The sequence below is a fragment of the Aquicoccus porphyridii genome (genome assembly GCF_008369105.1).
GTDB lineage: Bacteria > Pseudomonadota > Alphaproteobacteria > Rhodobacterales > Rhodobacteraceae > Aquicoccus > Aquicoccus porphyridii.
The window spans coordinates 600,601-613,911 of the sequence record NZ_VINQ01000001.1; the positions used below are offsets into that span (position 1 = coordinate 600,601).

The 13,311-nt window shown below is 63.7% G+C and carries 12 protein-coding genes; 10 read left to right on the top strand and 2 right to left on the bottom strand.

Annotated elements, in window-relative coordinates:
- The first annotated feature begins 30 nt into the window (after positions 1-30).
- The 7 genes from fahA to FLO80_RS02960 all read left to right on the top strand — a co-directional run bounded on the left by fahA (position 31) and on the right by FLO80_RS02960 (position 7,429).
- Complete coding sequence (gene fahA, locus FLO80_RS02930) at positions 31-1,287, top strand: fumarylacetoacetase (RefSeq protein WP_111361843.1); 1,257 nt, start codon at positions 31-33, stop codon at positions 1,285-1,287.
- Positions 1,288-1,368: 81 nt separating this feature from the next.
- Positions 1,369-2,319 carry an MBL fold metallo-hydrolase gene (locus tag FLO80_RS02935; protein WP_111361842.1) on the top strand — a complete coding sequence of 317 codons (951 nt, stop codon included), beginning with the start codon at positions 1,369-1,371 and terminating at the stop codon, positions 2,317-2,319.
- 106 nt (positions 2,320-2,425) lie between these two features.
- Positions 2,426-4,039 carry an FAD-dependent oxidoreductase gene (locus FLO80_RS02940; protein ID WP_111361841.1) on the top strand — a complete coding sequence of 538 codons (1,614 nt, stop codon included), beginning with the start codon at positions 2,426-2,428 and terminating at the stop codon, positions 4,037-4,039.
- A gap of 6 nt (positions 4,040-4,045) precedes the next feature.
- Positions 4,046-4,240, top strand: a complete 195-nt coding sequence (locus FLO80_RS02945) for a DUF2783 domain-containing protein (RefSeq protein WP_111361840.1) — start codon at positions 4,046-4,048, stop codon at positions 4,238-4,240.
- Positions 4,241-4,382: 142 nt separating this feature from the next.
- Positions 4,383-5,798: a pyridoxal phosphate-dependent decarboxylase family protein gene (locus FLO80_RS02950; protein ID WP_111361839.1), complete on the top strand. Its 1,416-nt coding sequence runs from the start codon at positions 4,383-4,385 to the stop codon at positions 5,796-5,798.
- A gap of 3 nt (positions 5,799-5,801) precedes the next feature.
- Complete coding sequence (locus FLO80_RS02955; RefSeq protein WP_111361838.1) at positions 5,802-6,575, top strand: HpcH/HpaI aldolase family protein; 774 nt, start codon at positions 5,802-5,804, stop codon at positions 6,573-6,575.
- A 203-nt stretch (positions 6,576-6,778) separates the two neighbouring features.
- A complete protein-coding gene (locus tag FLO80_RS02960; protein WP_111361837.1) occupies positions 6,779-7,429 on the top strand; it encodes a GntR family transcriptional regulator in 651 nt (216 codons plus the stop codon).
- A 3-nt stretch (positions 7,430-7,432) separates the two neighbouring features.
- On the opposite strand, the gene FLO80_RS02965 is transcribed toward FLO80_RS02960, so the two are convergent.
- Positions 7,433-8,128, bottom strand: coding sequence for a type 1 glutamine amidotransferase (locus FLO80_RS02965; RefSeq protein WP_111361836.1), 696 nt, complete (start codon positions 8,126-8,128; stop codon positions 7,433-7,435).
- Between the two features lie 84 nt (positions 8,129-8,212).
- Here FLO80_RS02965 and FLO80_RS02970 point away from each other — a divergent pair, with 84 nt between their 5' ends.
- Genes FLO80_RS02970 through FLO80_RS02980 form a run of 3 tightly spaced genes read left to right on the top strand, consistent with a single transcriptional unit; the run spans position 8,213 to position 11,119 of the window.
- On the top strand, positions 8,213-9,472 hold the full coding sequence (locus FLO80_RS02970; protein ID WP_111361835.1) for a cytochrome P450: 1,260 nt from the start codon (positions 8,213-8,215) through the stop codon (positions 9,470-9,472).
- Positions 9,473-9,499: 27 nt separating this feature from the next.
- Complete coding sequence (locus FLO80_RS02975; protein ID WP_111361834.1) at positions 9,500-10,789, top strand: type I glutamate--ammonia ligase; 1,290 nt, start codon at positions 9,500-9,502, stop codon at positions 10,787-10,789.
- A gap of 15 nt (positions 10,790-10,804) precedes the next feature.
- Positions 10,805-11,119: a 2Fe-2S iron-sulfur cluster-binding protein gene (locus FLO80_RS02980; RefSeq protein ID WP_111361833.1), complete on the top strand. Its 315-nt coding sequence runs from the start codon at positions 10,805-10,807 to the stop codon at positions 11,117-11,119.
- Between the two features lie 8 nt (positions 11,120-11,127).
- On the opposite strand, the gene FLO80_RS02985 is transcribed toward FLO80_RS02980, so the two are convergent.
- Positions 11,128-13,011, bottom strand: coding sequence for an SLC13 family permease (locus FLO80_RS02985; RefSeq protein ID WP_111361832.1), 1,884 nt, complete (start codon positions 13,009-13,011; stop codon positions 11,128-11,130).
- Positions 13,012-13,311 lie beyond the last annotated feature (300 nt).

Consider the following 13,311-nt stretch of genomic DNA (forward strand, 5'->3'; position numbering starts at 1 on the left):
AAACCCACCATGCCCGAAAAAGGACGAAACATGACCCTTCTCAAATCCTGGGTGGCCTCGGCCAATGGCCCGAAACACCCCTTTCCGCTCAACAACCTGCCTTACGGCGTGTTTTCGACCGACACGTTCGATCCGCGCTGTGGCGTGGCCATCGGCGACATGATCCTCGACATGCGCCGCGCCGAAGAGGCCGGGCTCGTCTCGCTCACCGACGATGCGCTTTTCGACGTGCCGTTCTGGAACGAGGTGATGGAGGAAGGCCCCGAGCTCTGGTCCGCGCTGCGCAAACGGATCACCCAGATCGTCGCCGAGGGCAGCCCCGACCGCGAGCGCGCCGAGCCGCTTCTGGTGCCACAAGCCGAGGCCGAGATGCACCTGCCCTTCCTCGTGGCAGAATTCACCGATTTCTACGCCGGCAAGCATCACGCCGTGAACGTGGGCACCATGTTCCGGGGCGCGGAAAATGCGCTGCCGCCCAACTGGCTGCATATTCCCATCGGTTATAACGGGCGCGCTTCTTCGGTGGTGGTGTCGGGCAGCGATGTGCGCCGCCCCTGGGGCCAGTTGAAATCGCCCGAGCATGACAAGCCCGCCTTCCTGCCCTCGCGCCGCTTCGATCTCGAACTGGAAATGGGCGCCATCGTGGGCACCGCCTCGGACGGCCCCGTGACGGTGGATGAAGCGTTCGAGATGATCTTTGGCTACGTGCTTTTGAACGACTGGTCGGCGCGCGACATCCAGGCCTGGGAATACCAGCCGCTGGGCCCGTTTCAGGCCAAGGCCACGGCGACCAGCATCAGCCCGTGGATCGTGACCGCCGCCGCGCTCGAACCGTTCCGCTGTGACACCCCCGAACGCGAGGTCGACCTGCTCGACCACCTCAAGGACACCGGGCCGATGCTCTATGACATCGACCTTGCCGTGAGCCTCGCGCCCGAGGGCAAACCGGCCACCGAGATCGCGCGCACCAATTACCGCGAGATCTATTATTCCTCGGCCCAGCAACTGGCCCATCACAGCACCTCCGGCTGCCCGATGACGCCCGGTGATCTTCTCGGCTCGGGCACGATCTCGGGGCCGACGAAGCCCGAGCGCGGCTCGCTGCTCGAACTCAGTTGGGGCGGGAAGGAGCCGCTCACGCTTGAGAGCGGCGAAAGCCGCACCTTCCTCGAAGATGGCGACACGCTCACGCTGTGGGGCGCGGCCCATGGCGATGGCTATACCATCGGCTTTGGCGAATGCACCGGCACGATCCTGCCCGCGCTCGACAATCCTTACGAACGCTAAGCCCTTCATCTTGCCCCAAATACTCCCGCCGGAGGCATCCGACACATCCACCGGCGGACCACTCGAAAGGAAACGCACGACATGGCCAAGAAATTCGCATCGCAAGGCGACATGACCGAAAAGAACATCACCTTCGACCAGATCGGCGAGGGGCTTTATGCCTTCACCGCCGAGGGCGATCCCAATTCCGGCGTCATCATCGGCGACGAGAGCGTGATGATCGTCGAGGCACAGGCCACCCCGCGCCTTGCCCACAAGGTGATCGAGAAGGTTCGCGAAGTCACCGACAAGCCGATTTCGCATCTCGTGATGACCCATTACCACGCCGTGCGCGTGCTGGGCGCCAGCGCTTACGGTGCGGGGCAGATCATCATGTCCGACACCGCCCGCGCCATGGTGGTCGAACGCGGACAGGAAGACTGGGACAGCGAATTTCAGCGCTTTCCGCGTCTGTTCGAGGGGCATGAGAGCATCCCCGGCCTGACCTGGCCCACCACGACGTTCAACGATTCGATGACCGTCTATCTCGGCAACCGCCGGGTGGACCTCATGCACTTGGGTCGCGCGCACACGGCGGGTGACATCGTGATCCATGTGCCGGATCAGAACGTGATGTTCACCGGCGATATCGTCGAATACCATTCGGCCTGCTATTGCGGCGACGGGCATTTCTCGGATTGGGGCGACACGCTCGACGCGATCAAGTGGTTCGATGTCGATGCCATCGCGCCGGGGCGTGGCGATGCGCTTGTCGGGCGCGAAATGGTCAATGCCGCGATCGAGAACACCCGCGATTTCGTCGAAAGCACCTACCGCCCCGCTGCCCGCGTCGCGGCCCGGGGTGGCACGCTCAAGGAGGCATGGGACGCGGTGCGCGCGGAATGCGACCCGAAGTTCAGCGAATACGCGATCTATGAACATTGCCTGCCCTTCAACGTGGCGCGCGCCTATGACGAGGCCCGCGGCCTTGACACCCCGCGCATCTGGACCGCCGCGCGCGATCTCGAAATGTGGGACGCGTTGCAGGGCTGATCCCGATTTTTCGCCGAAAAATCGCATGGGCCCGGTCTGACCCAGATCAAATGGTGCGCGTGGCTTTCATGGCATGATGGCCACGCCCCACCCCGGAGGAGACACCATGAACAAGATCTTCGAAATCCCGCTTTATGCCTATGAGCGATCGCCCGATCAGGACGCGCCCGCGCCGGTGCGCCACCCCGTCGTGGTGATCGGGGCCGGGCCGATCGGGCTGGCCGCCGCCATCGACCTCGCACAGGATGACGTGCCCGTCGTGGTGCTCGACGATAATGACAAGGTTTCATTCGGCAGCCGCGCCATCTGTTTCGCCAAGCGCCCGCTCGAGATCCTCGACCGGTTGGGCTGTGGTCACGAGATGGTGGAAAAAGGCGTGAAATGGGATGTGGGGAAGGTCTTTTTCGACACCCGCAAGGTCTTTGAATTCAACCTTCTGCCCGAAGACGGCCACGAATTTCCCGCCTTCATCAACCTGCAACAATATTATTTCGAGGAATACCTCGTGAACCGCGTCCGCCAATTGCAGGACGCGGGCAAGCCGATCGAGATCCGCGGCCAGAACCGGGTCGAGGCGATCGGCACCCATGACGATCACGTCAAGCTTGAGGTGGCCACGCCCGAGGATTCCTACACGCTCGAGGCCGATTGGCTCATTGCCTGCGACGGTGCGGGCTCGCCGACCCGCCGGATGCTGGGCCTCGATTTCGTCGGCCGCGTCTTCGAGGACAATTTCCTTATCGCCGACGTGGTAATGGAGGCCGATTTTCCCACCGAACGCTGGTTCTGGTTCGACCCGCCCTTCAACCGCGGCCAGTCGGCCCTCTTGCACAAGCAGCCCGACGGCGTGTGGCGGATCGACCTGCAACTGGGCTGGGACATCGACAAGGAAGAAGAGAAGAAACCCGAGAACGTCATCCCCCGGCTCAAGGCGATGCTGGGCGAGGATGTGGAATTCGAGCTGGAATGGGTGAGCATCTACACGTTCCAGTGCCGCCGGATGGAAAAGTTCCGCCACGGCCGGGTGATCTTTGCCGGTGACGCCGCGCACCAGGTTTCACCCTTCGGCGCGCGCGGCGCCAATTCGGGGGTTCAGGACACCGACAACCTGGTCTGGAAACTCAAGCTGGTGATCGAGGGCAAGGCGCCCGAGACGCTGCTTGAGAGCTATGACACCGAGCGTATCCACGGCGCGGACGAGAACATCCTCAACTCGACCCGCTCGACCGATTTCATCACCCCCAAATCCGAGATGAGCCGCATCCTGCGCGACGCGGTTCTGGATCTCGCCGAAGAGCATGACTTCGCCCGCCCGCTGGTGAACTCGGGGCGGCTTTCGGTGCCCTGCACCTATGACGGCTCGCCGCTCAACACCGCCGACGCGCTCGAGGACGGGCCCGCGCGCACCCGCCCCGGTGCGCCCTGCCCCGACGCGCCGCTGGTCGACGGGTTCCTGTTGCCGAAACTGGCGGGCAAGTTCACGCTCCTGACCATCGACGCCGACGCGCCCGATCATTTCGAGGAAAGCGGCATCGAGGTTACGCGCCTTGCCCTCTCGGTCAAGGACGACAAGAGCCTCGCGCTCAAGCAGCGCTATCTTGGTGTGGCACCGTCGGCGGTCTATCTCATCCGCCCTGATCAGCACGTCGCCGCGCGGCGCGAAAGCTGGAACGAGAACATATTCCGCACCGCGGTCCGCCGCGCCACCGGACAGGAGTGAGTGACCATGGCCGACCTGATCCTGACCCCCAATATCGACGGGCCCGACGATTTCTATGCCGATCTCCTGGCCGCGCATGAGGGCCTCTCCAAAGAGGAAAGCGACGCGCTCAACGCGCGGCTGATCCTCGTGCTGGCCAACCATATCGGCGACCGCAAAGCGCTGGCCCAGGCGATCACGGCGGCCAAGGCCAAGGACTGATCGCGACAAGGCACATGGTCGGGGGCGTCATCGCCCCCACCCTGCCCGCTTGACAATTCCCCCGCATACTCCTTTGCAATGACTTGCCGGGATTGTGCCTCGATGATATTGTTAACACATTAACGTATATGTGGGGGACCAGATGCGCTGGAGCGATTTTCCGAAATGGGGCACATGGCTCGGGGATTGGGCGGCGCGGTATCACGCGGGGCTGCGCGACCGGCCGGTGCGCGCCCGCACGAAACCCGGCGAGATTGCCGCCCAACTGCCGCAAAGCCCGCCGGAAGAGCCGCAACCCCTCGACGACGTGATCGCCGATTTCGAACGCATCGTCATGCCCGGCATGACTCATTGGCAGCACCCGCGCTTCTTCGCCTATTTCCCGTCGAACGCCGCGCCCGCTGCCGTTCTCGCCGACCAGATCGTCACCGTCATGGCCCCGCAATGCATGCTGTGGCAGACCTCTCCGGCGGCGACCGAGATGGAAACCCGCATGATGGACTGGCTGCGACAGGCCATCGCCCTGCCCGAGGCGTTTCAGGGCGTCATCCAGGATTCCGCCTCCTCGGCCACGCTGGCCGCGATGCTCACCTTGCGCGAACGCGCGCTCGGCTGGCAGGGCAACGAGGCGGGCCTCTCGGGCCAGCCCCGGCTGCGCGTCTATGCCAGCGCCGAGGTGCATACCTCGATCGACCGCGCGATCTGGGTCTCCGGCATCGGGCAGGAGAACCTCGTGCGCATCCCCACGACCGGCCCGTTGCGCGCAATGGACACCGAGGCGCTTGACGCCGCGATCCGCGCCGATCTCGCCGCCGGATACCGCCCCGCGGGCATCATCGCCTGCACCGGCGGCACCGGCACGGGCGCTTGCGACGACATCGCCGCGACCTGTGACGTGGCCGAGAAACACGGGCTTTTCACCCATGTCGACGCGGCCTGGGCCGGGGCGGCGATGATCGTGCCCGAGTTCCGCAGCCTCTGGGCCGCGGTGGAACGCGCCGACAGCGTGGTTCTGAACCCGCATAAATGGCTTGGTACGCAGTTCGACCTGTCGGCGCATTTCGTGAAATCGCCCGAGGACCTGACCCGCACGCTGGCGATCCAGCCGGAATACCTCAAGACCCACGGCGCCGACGGGGTCATCAACTATTCCGAATGGTCGGTGCCTCTGGGCCGCCGCTTTCGTGCGTTGAAACTCTGGTTCCTGATCCGCGCCTATGGCCTGACCGGCCTGCGGACGCGTATCCGCAACCATGTCGCATGGTCTGCGGCACTCTGTGAACGGCTGCGCGCCACGCCCGGCTTCGAGATCGTGACCGAGCCGGTGCTGTCGCTCTTCACCTTTCGCCACGCCCCCGAGGGCACGCGCGATACGGACGCGCACAACCTTGCGCTGGTCAATGCGATCAACGACGATGGCCGCATCTACCTGACCCAGACCCGCGTGAACGGCGCGCTTGTCATCCGCTTTCAGGCCGGACAGTTCGACGCCACCGAAGCGGATGTCGCCACCGCCTTTGACGTGATCACCGAGATCGCCGCCACCCTCAAGGAGTAAGCCATGCCCGCCCCCCTCAACCGTTTCAAGGCCGCCCTGAAAGAGGGCAAGATGCAATATGGCTGCTGGGCCAGCTTCGCCGACCCTTATGCCACGGAAATGCTGGCCAGCGCCGAATTCGACTGGCTGGTGATCGACGGTGAACACGCACCCAACGATCTGCAAACCATTTCGCAACAGGTCCAGGTGCTGCAACACGAACATTCCGAGGCGGTCGTGCGCATCCCCATCGGGCGCGACTGGATCATCAAGCAGGTGCTCGACACCGGATGCCAGACGATCCTCGTGCCGCTCGTGGAAACCGGTGAACAGGCCGCGGAGCTGGCCCGCGCCATGCGCTACCCGCCGCAGGGCAATCGCGGCATGGGCGGCGCCGGTGCCCGGGCCACCCGTTTCGGGGCAATCCGCGATTACGTTTCCACCGCCAACGATCAGGTCTGCCTGCTGGTGCAGGTCGAAACCGTGAAGGGACTCGAAAACCTCGACTCGATTCTCCAGGTCGAGGGAGTCGATGGCGTTTTCATCGGCCCGGCCGATCTTTCGGCTGACATGGGCCACCCGGGCGATTCCGGTGCCCCCGAAGTGAAGGAAGCGATCCGCGACGCCCTCGGCCGCATCAACGCCTCTGACAAGGCGGCGGGAATCCTGGCCGTCGATGACACGGTGGCGCAGCAATATGCCGAATGGGGGGCACAGTTCCTCGCCGTGGGCATCGACGTGCTGATGCTGGTGAGCCGCGCGCGCAAGACCATCGCCCGCTGGCGCGAAAGGGACTGAGGGCGCACGCTGCGTTAACCACTTGCGTTAACCTTTTGGCAAGCATTACCCGGCAGCCGCGTGGCAGCCGGGCGGTGTACGCATATCACCCCGCCGGTCTTGCGCCGAAAAATCGCGTTAACCCCACCGTGCGCACCCCTTCCCTAAATATACGCAAAACCCTAGACTGGGGAAAATTTTGCGCGCAAAGGGTCAGATTTTCCATGGCAGGCCAGACCGAGACCATCATCGCCGCCGTTCTCGCGGATATCGACGCAGGCCGTCTCAACCCCGGCGATTCGATCGACGAACAGATGCTGATCGACGCCCACGGCGTCTCGCGCACCCCCGTCCGCGAGGCGATGATCCAGCTTGAAACCGCGGGGTTGATCACCCGCCACCCGCGCAAGGGCGCTACCGTCTTTCGCCCCACGCTCGAGGAATTCCTCGCCATTCTCGAGGTCCATGCCAAGCTCGAGGGACAGGCCGCGGGGCTCGCGGCGCGGCGGCTGTCGAAATCCCATGCACGCGCGCTCGAAGCCGCCACCGCCGCCTGCGAAGCCCACGCCGCCACCCATGGCGATGCAGAGCCCGATCTCTATTATCAACTCAATCTCGACTTTCACCGCAGCGTGGCAGAGGCGGCGGGAAACCCGTTCCTGCTCGACATGATCAAGACCAACGCGCGCAAGCTGATGGCCTATTACCGGGCGCGCTATCATTACGCGGGGGTGATCGGCACGTCGGCGCGCGAACATCGCGAGATTGCCACCCTGATCGCCGATCGCCGCGCCGCCGAGGCCGAAGCGGCCATGGCCCGCCATGTCAGTTTCGATCATGTGACAGCCATGGACCTGCTTGCCGCGCTTGCATGAAGATTACGCGATATCCGATTGCTTATGCTCTAGAAATCGCGCGATCCACTCCGCCGTTTCGGCCATGTCGGGCGATGTACCCAGTGACGCATGCGCCCGGGCCGTGATCTCGGGGCCAAGCTCGTCGGCCAGCTCCTCGATCAGGGCGGCCACGAATTCCGGTTCCATCTCGGGGTGGTACTGTGTCGTCATCACGCCATCGCCGACCACGAATCCCGCTATTGGACAGCCCGGGCCGGTGGCGATCACCTCCGCCCCTTCGGGCAGTTGCAAGACCTGTTCGGAATGGCTGGCATAGATCGGCATTGTCCGCCCGTCGGTGAATGTCACCTCGACCTGTCCGAAGACCCAGCCGCCCGGGTTCGCCCCCACCGTGCCGCCAAGTGCGGTGGCGATCACCTGGTGCCCGAAACAAGCCCCGAAAAGCGGGATGCCCGCCGCGATGATCTCGCGCACCAATGCCTCGAGCCGCGCCACCCAATCGGCGCCGGAATTGACCGAGGCGGGCGAGCCGGTGATCATCACCCCGTCGACCCTGGCGAGGGTTTCGGGGAACACCCCGTCCTTGACCGGGTAGACCACAAACTCCCATCCGGGCCGCACACGCCGCATCATCGCCGGAAATTTCTCGCCATCCATGGGCCAGCGATGGGCAAAATCGCTCTCGTCGGTGTTGGTCATCAGGATCGCGATGCGCATGGCGGATTTCCTTTGCATATTTACTGCATTTTACAATATACTTAACAGGTCAACAACACGAATCCATTGCGGGAGGTGCCGAACGTGACCATCTGGACCCCGACCGATGACGGCCATGCCGACCTCACCAGCCACGACAGCTTTGCCAAGGGCGCGCCGCACAACACCTTTGCCCGCCTACGCCGCGACGATCCCGCGCACTGGACCACCTATGACCAGGGCGAGGATTTCTGGTCGATCACCCGCAATGCCGACATCACCGAGATGAACCGCAACACGGCCGTGTTTTCCTCGGCCCGTGGCATCCGGATGGAGGATCAGAGCTACGAGGAATACCTCGCCCGGCGCACGTTCCAGGAGACCGATCCGCCCGAACACATGATGACCCGCATCAAGGTGGCCAAGGCGTTTTCCAAACCCGTGATCGCACAATTCGAAGAGGATATCCGCAAACTTTGTGACGAAATCCTTGACGAAGCGCTCGCCCAGGACAGCTTTGACGCAACGAAAGAGATCGCCCGACAACTGCCGATGCGGATGCTGGGCCGCATTCTCGGCCTGCCCGACGAAGACCTGCCATGGCTGGTGGAAAAGGGTGACGCGCTGATCGCCAACACCGACCCGGATTTCACCGATCATGTCCTCGACCAGATGATGACGGACGAGTTTCGCATGATGCCGTTCAACTCGCCCGCCGGGGCGGAACTCTTTCAATATGCAAAGAAACTCATGGCCGACAAGGACGCCTCGGGCGACACTTCGGGTGTGCTGCACATGATCCGCCAGCCCGCCAGGGATGGCAGCGTGATCACCGAAGAGGAGTTTCGCAACTTCTTCTGCCTGCTCGTTGCCGCGGGCAACGACACCACACGCTATTCCATCGCCGCGGGCATCCAGGCCATGTGCCATCAGCCCGAACTCATCGAACAGATGCAGGCGGGCGGCGACATCTGGGACACCGCGCCCGACGAGATCATCCGCTGGGCCACGCCCGCGATATATTTCCGCCGCACCGCGATGCAGGATTACGAGTTGCACGGCAAGACGATCCGCGAAGGCGACAAGGTGCTGTTCTGGTGGGCCTCGGCCAATCGCGACGAGGCCACGTTCGACGACCCGTTCCGCGTCGATCTGTTTCGCAGCCCCAACAAGCACCTGAGCTTCGGCCAGGGGGGCCCGCATGTCTGTCTTGGCATGTGGCTGGCGCGGCTCGAAGTGCGGGTGCTGTTCCAGGAACTGGCCAAACGCATCAAATCGGTTCAGGCTGACGGCGATCACGAATTCCTGCGCTCGAATTTCGTGGGCGGGATCAAGAAACTGCCGGTGCGGATCACACGCGCGTAAAAGGGCAGACCATACGGGGAGACCACCATGCAAGACCGCCTGCGCGCGATATTCTGCGACCATCTTTCGATCGTCCGGGGCAAATACCTGCCCCATTCCAAGATCGCCGACTCCGGCACGCGGTTCTGCCGCTCGACCTTTGGCGTGCATTACGACAAGGATCTGCTCGACGCGCCGGGCGCGATGATGATGCAGGGCCTGCCCGACATGGAGCTGCGTTGGCGCCATGACGAGATCCGCGCAAGCTGGGACGAACGCACCCAGATCGTGATCGGCGATCTTTACGATGACGCGGGCGCGCCGCTGGGCCTGTGCCCGCGCGGGGCGTTGAAGCGGGCGGTGGGCGACTGGCGCAAACGCGGTCTCAATCCCAAGGTCGGGATCGAACTGGAATGCTTTGCCCTGCAAGCCGATGACGAGGGCCGCCTTGCCCCCTATGACGCGCCCGGCGGCGTGGTCTATGGCACCGGGCCGATGACCGATCCGCTGCGCTTCAACGATGCGATCTGGGACATGGCCGAGCAGCTCGGTTTCAACCTCGAAATGATCACCGCCGAGTTCGACAGCCCGCAATTCGAATACGTGCTGACCTTTGACGATGCGGTGAAGGCGGTGGATGATATCGTGCTTTTCCGCCTGATGGCGCGCGAGATCGCGCTTGAACACGGGATAATCCTCAGCTTCATGCCAAAGCCCATTGCCGAGGCCGGCGGATCGGGCATGCATGTCAACTTTTCCTTCACCGAAGAGGATGGTGGCAACGCGCTCTCGTCCGGTCCGCGTGGCGGGCCCGAGCATATGAACGACCTGGCGCGCGGCTGTCTTGCCGGTCTTCTGCATCATCACAAGGGTCTTGCCGGCCTCATCGCGCCCACCGCGAATTCCTATCAGCGGCTTCAGCCCGGATCGCTCTCGGGGTTCTGGCAGAACTGGGGCGGCGATCACCGCAACGTCACCACGCGCATTTCCTCCGAAGGGGGGGCCAAGGCGCGGCTTGAACATCGCATGGCCGATGCCAGCGCCAACCCCTATACGGCCACGGCGGCCGTGCTTCAGGCCGCGCGCCTCGGCGTCGAGAACGGCTATGACCTGCCCCCGATCGAGACCGGCGACGGGTTCGACAACACCGACGCCAAGGAAAGCACCGCCATCGACCTGCGCGGCGCCATTGCCGATCTCAAGGCCGACGGCGCGCTCTGCGCGGCGGTGGGGCCGCTTTTGTGCGACAACCACATCTACATGAAGGAGAAAGAGGTGAAGAAGACCAAGGATCTCGAAGGCGACGCGCTGCGCGATTTCTATGTCTATTTCGTCTGACCAGAAGGAAGGTTCATGAAAGTCACCTGGAAACTCCCCGATGGCGGCGAGAAGACCGCCCAAGTGGAAAACGGCACCTCGATGATGCAGGCCGCCGTCGACAACAACGTGCCCGGCATCATCGGCGAATGCGGCGGCACGCTTTCCTGTGCGACCTGCCATGTCTATGTCGATGATGCGTGGGCCGACCAAACGGGCGGTGCGGATGATTTCGAGGATGCGATGCTCGACGTGGCCGAGGCCGAGCGCCGCGCCACGTCGCGCCTCAGTTGCCAGATCGAGGCCGACGACGCCCTCGACGGGCTGGTCCTGATCGTGCCACAGCCCTGAGGCGCGGGTCAGTAAAGCAGGTTCAGCACCAACATCGACACGACGAGAAACAGCGCCGTCATCACCCCGCCCGAGCGCACGAAATCGGCCACCTTGTAGCCCGCAGGCCCCATGATCAGCGCATTGACCTGATGCGTGGGGATCAGGAAGGAATTCGAGGTCGAAATCGCCACGGTGAGCGCGAAAATCGCCGGATCGCCGCCCGCGGCAACGGCAATCGACACCGCAAGCGGCACCAGCAGCACCGTGGCCCCCACGTTCGACATCACCAGTGTGAACACCGTCGCCAGAACGGCCACGCCGACCTGAAGCGCCCAGACCGGCCAGCCATCCAGCAGCCGCAGCACCTGATGCGCGATCCAGTCGGCGGTGCCGGTGGCCTGCACCGCGTGGCCGAGCGGAATGAGGCTCGCCAACAGGAACACTGTCTGCCAACTGACCGCCTCATAGGCCTCGTCGATGCGCAGCACACGCGAGGCGATCATCCCCGCCGCCCCCACCAGAAGCGCAAGCGACAGCCGCACATCGGTGAAAATCACCAGGAACAACGCCACGAGGAAAAAGAACAGCGCCCACCCGACCTTTTGCGGGCGCAGCTCCTCGCGCGGGAAATCCGATGTCACCACCACGAAATCGCGCCCCCGGGCCAGCCGTGCCAGAGCGTCCCAGGCGGTGAACACGGCCAGCGTGTCACCCTCCTGCAGGCGCACGTTCAGGATATCGTCGGCCTTGTGCTCATGCGTTTCAACAAGCGACAGCGTCTCGCCCTGCCGATGCACCGCCAGAAGCGACAGGCCATAGGTCCGCCGCAGCGCCAGTTCCAGCGGCGTCTTGCCGATCACCGCGCTGCCCGGCGGCACGACGACCTCGCCGACCCCGGTGACGGTAGGGGCGAAATCATCGGCAAAGACGTCGAGATCGGTCAGAACCTCAAGCCCATACCAGCCCGCCACCTCCTCGATCACCCGGCGGCGTCCCAGGATTGCCAGCCGACAGGGCGTCTGGATCTTTGTCGCCACCGGCGGCGTCATCCAGCGCCGCCCGCCATGATAGGAGCCGATGATATAAAGGTTATGCGCGAGCATGATGTCGCGAAACTCCTGCCCCTCAAGCAGGTTTCCGGCCGGCACGACCACCTCGATGATGTCGGATTTGAGGCCATAGGTCGACTTGAGATACTCGCCCATCGCCTGCCCCGACGTGCGATCATCGCTGGTGCCGCGGCTGGGCAACACCCAGCGCCCGAAAACCATGAAATAGAGAACCCCGGTCGCCACGAGGGCAAGCCCCACGGGCGTCACCGAAAACAGGCCGAACCGCTCCATCTGCTGGGATGCGGGCAGGGTCTCGTTGGCACTGAGGATCAGGTCGTTCAGAAGGATCAGCGGCGACGAGCCGACAAGCGTCATCGTCCCGCCCAGAATCGCGCAAAACCCCATCGGCATCAGCAACCGCGACAGCGGCAGCCCGGTGCGCACCGAAATCCGGCTGACCACCGGCAGGAACAGCGCCGCCGCGCCCACGTTCTGCATGAAGGAGGAAATCAGCCCCACCGTGCCCGATATGATCGGGATGATCCGCGCCTCGGTCCGCCCGCCATAGCGCAGGATGACCGCCGCCACCTTGCTCATCAGCCCGGTCCGGTCGAGCCCCGCCCCGATGATCATCACCGCGATGATCGAGATCACCGCGTTCGACGAAAACCCCGCGAAAAGATGCCGCTCATCGGCCAGCCCGCCCAGCCCGGGAAACTGGCTCAGCACCCCCAGCAGCACCATCATCAGGATCGCGGTCACGTCGATGCGGAAAACCTCGGTCACGAATAACGTCACCGTCAGCGCCAGAACCCCGAGCACGACCATCATCTCAACGGTCAGCACGATCGGATCCATCAGGCGCCCTCCCTCTCATTCACGGATCAGAATATGGTCTTGAGGCCTGACCGCAAAACAATTTCTTCCCGTTTTGTCGGAACCGCGACACAAAAAGGAAAGGCAGGTCCGGAACGCGCCACTTGCGACAGATGATGGTGCGCCCAGTATCGCGCAGGCAAGAAATTGGACAGCCAGAGGCAAGGCCCCCGCTATATTCGCGGCCAAATGAAAGCCGAGACCCACACGCTTCATCTTGCCCCAAATACTCCGGCCGGAGGCGGCCGGCGAGAGATACTGCGCGCCTGAAAGGCGCTCATT

What these genes read in the sequence shown, in the direction of transcription:
- fahA (WP_111361843.1), top strand. Translation starts at nt 31, where the DNA reads ATGACCCTTCTCAAATCCTGGGTGGCCTCGGCCAATGGCCCGAAACAC.
- FLO80_RS02935 (WP_111361842.1), top strand. Translation starts at nt 1,369, where the DNA reads ATGGCCAAGAAATTCGCATCGCAAGGCGACATGACCGAAAAGAACATC.
- FLO80_RS02940 (WP_111361841.1), top strand. Translation starts at nt 2,426, where the DNA reads ATGAACAAGATCTTCGAAATCCCGCTTTATGCCTATGAGCGATCGCCC.
- FLO80_RS02945 (WP_111361840.1), top strand. Translation starts at nt 4,046, where the DNA reads ATGGCCGACCTGATCCTGACCCCCAATATCGACGGGCCCGACGATTTC.
- FLO80_RS02950 (WP_111361839.1), top strand. Translation starts at nt 4,383, where the DNA reads ATGCGCTGGAGCGATTTTCCGAAATGGGGCACATGGCTCGGGGATTGG.
- FLO80_RS02955 (WP_111361838.1), top strand. Translation starts at nt 5,802, where the DNA reads ATGCCCGCCCCCCTCAACCGTTTCAAGGCCGCCCTGAAAGAGGGCAAG.
- FLO80_RS02960 (WP_111361837.1), top strand. Translation starts at nt 6,779, where the DNA reads ATGGCAGGCCAGACCGAGACCATCATCGCCGCCGTTCTCGCGGATATC.
- FLO80_RS02965 (WP_111361836.1), bottom strand. Translation starts at nt 8,128, where the DNA reads ATGCGCATCGCGATCCTGATGACCAACACCGACGAGAGCGATTTTGCC.
- FLO80_RS02975 (WP_111361834.1), top strand. Translation starts at nt 9,500, where the DNA reads ATGCAAGACCGCCTGCGCGCGATATTCTGCGACCATCTTTCGATCGTC.
- FLO80_RS02980 (WP_111361833.1), top strand. Translation starts at nt 10,805, where the DNA reads ATGAAAGTCACCTGGAAACTCCCCGATGGCGGCGAGAAGACCGCCCAA.
- FLO80_RS02985 (WP_111361832.1), bottom strand. Translation starts at nt 13,011, where the DNA reads ATGGATCCGATCGTGCTGACCGTTGAGATGATGGTCGTGCTCGGGGTT.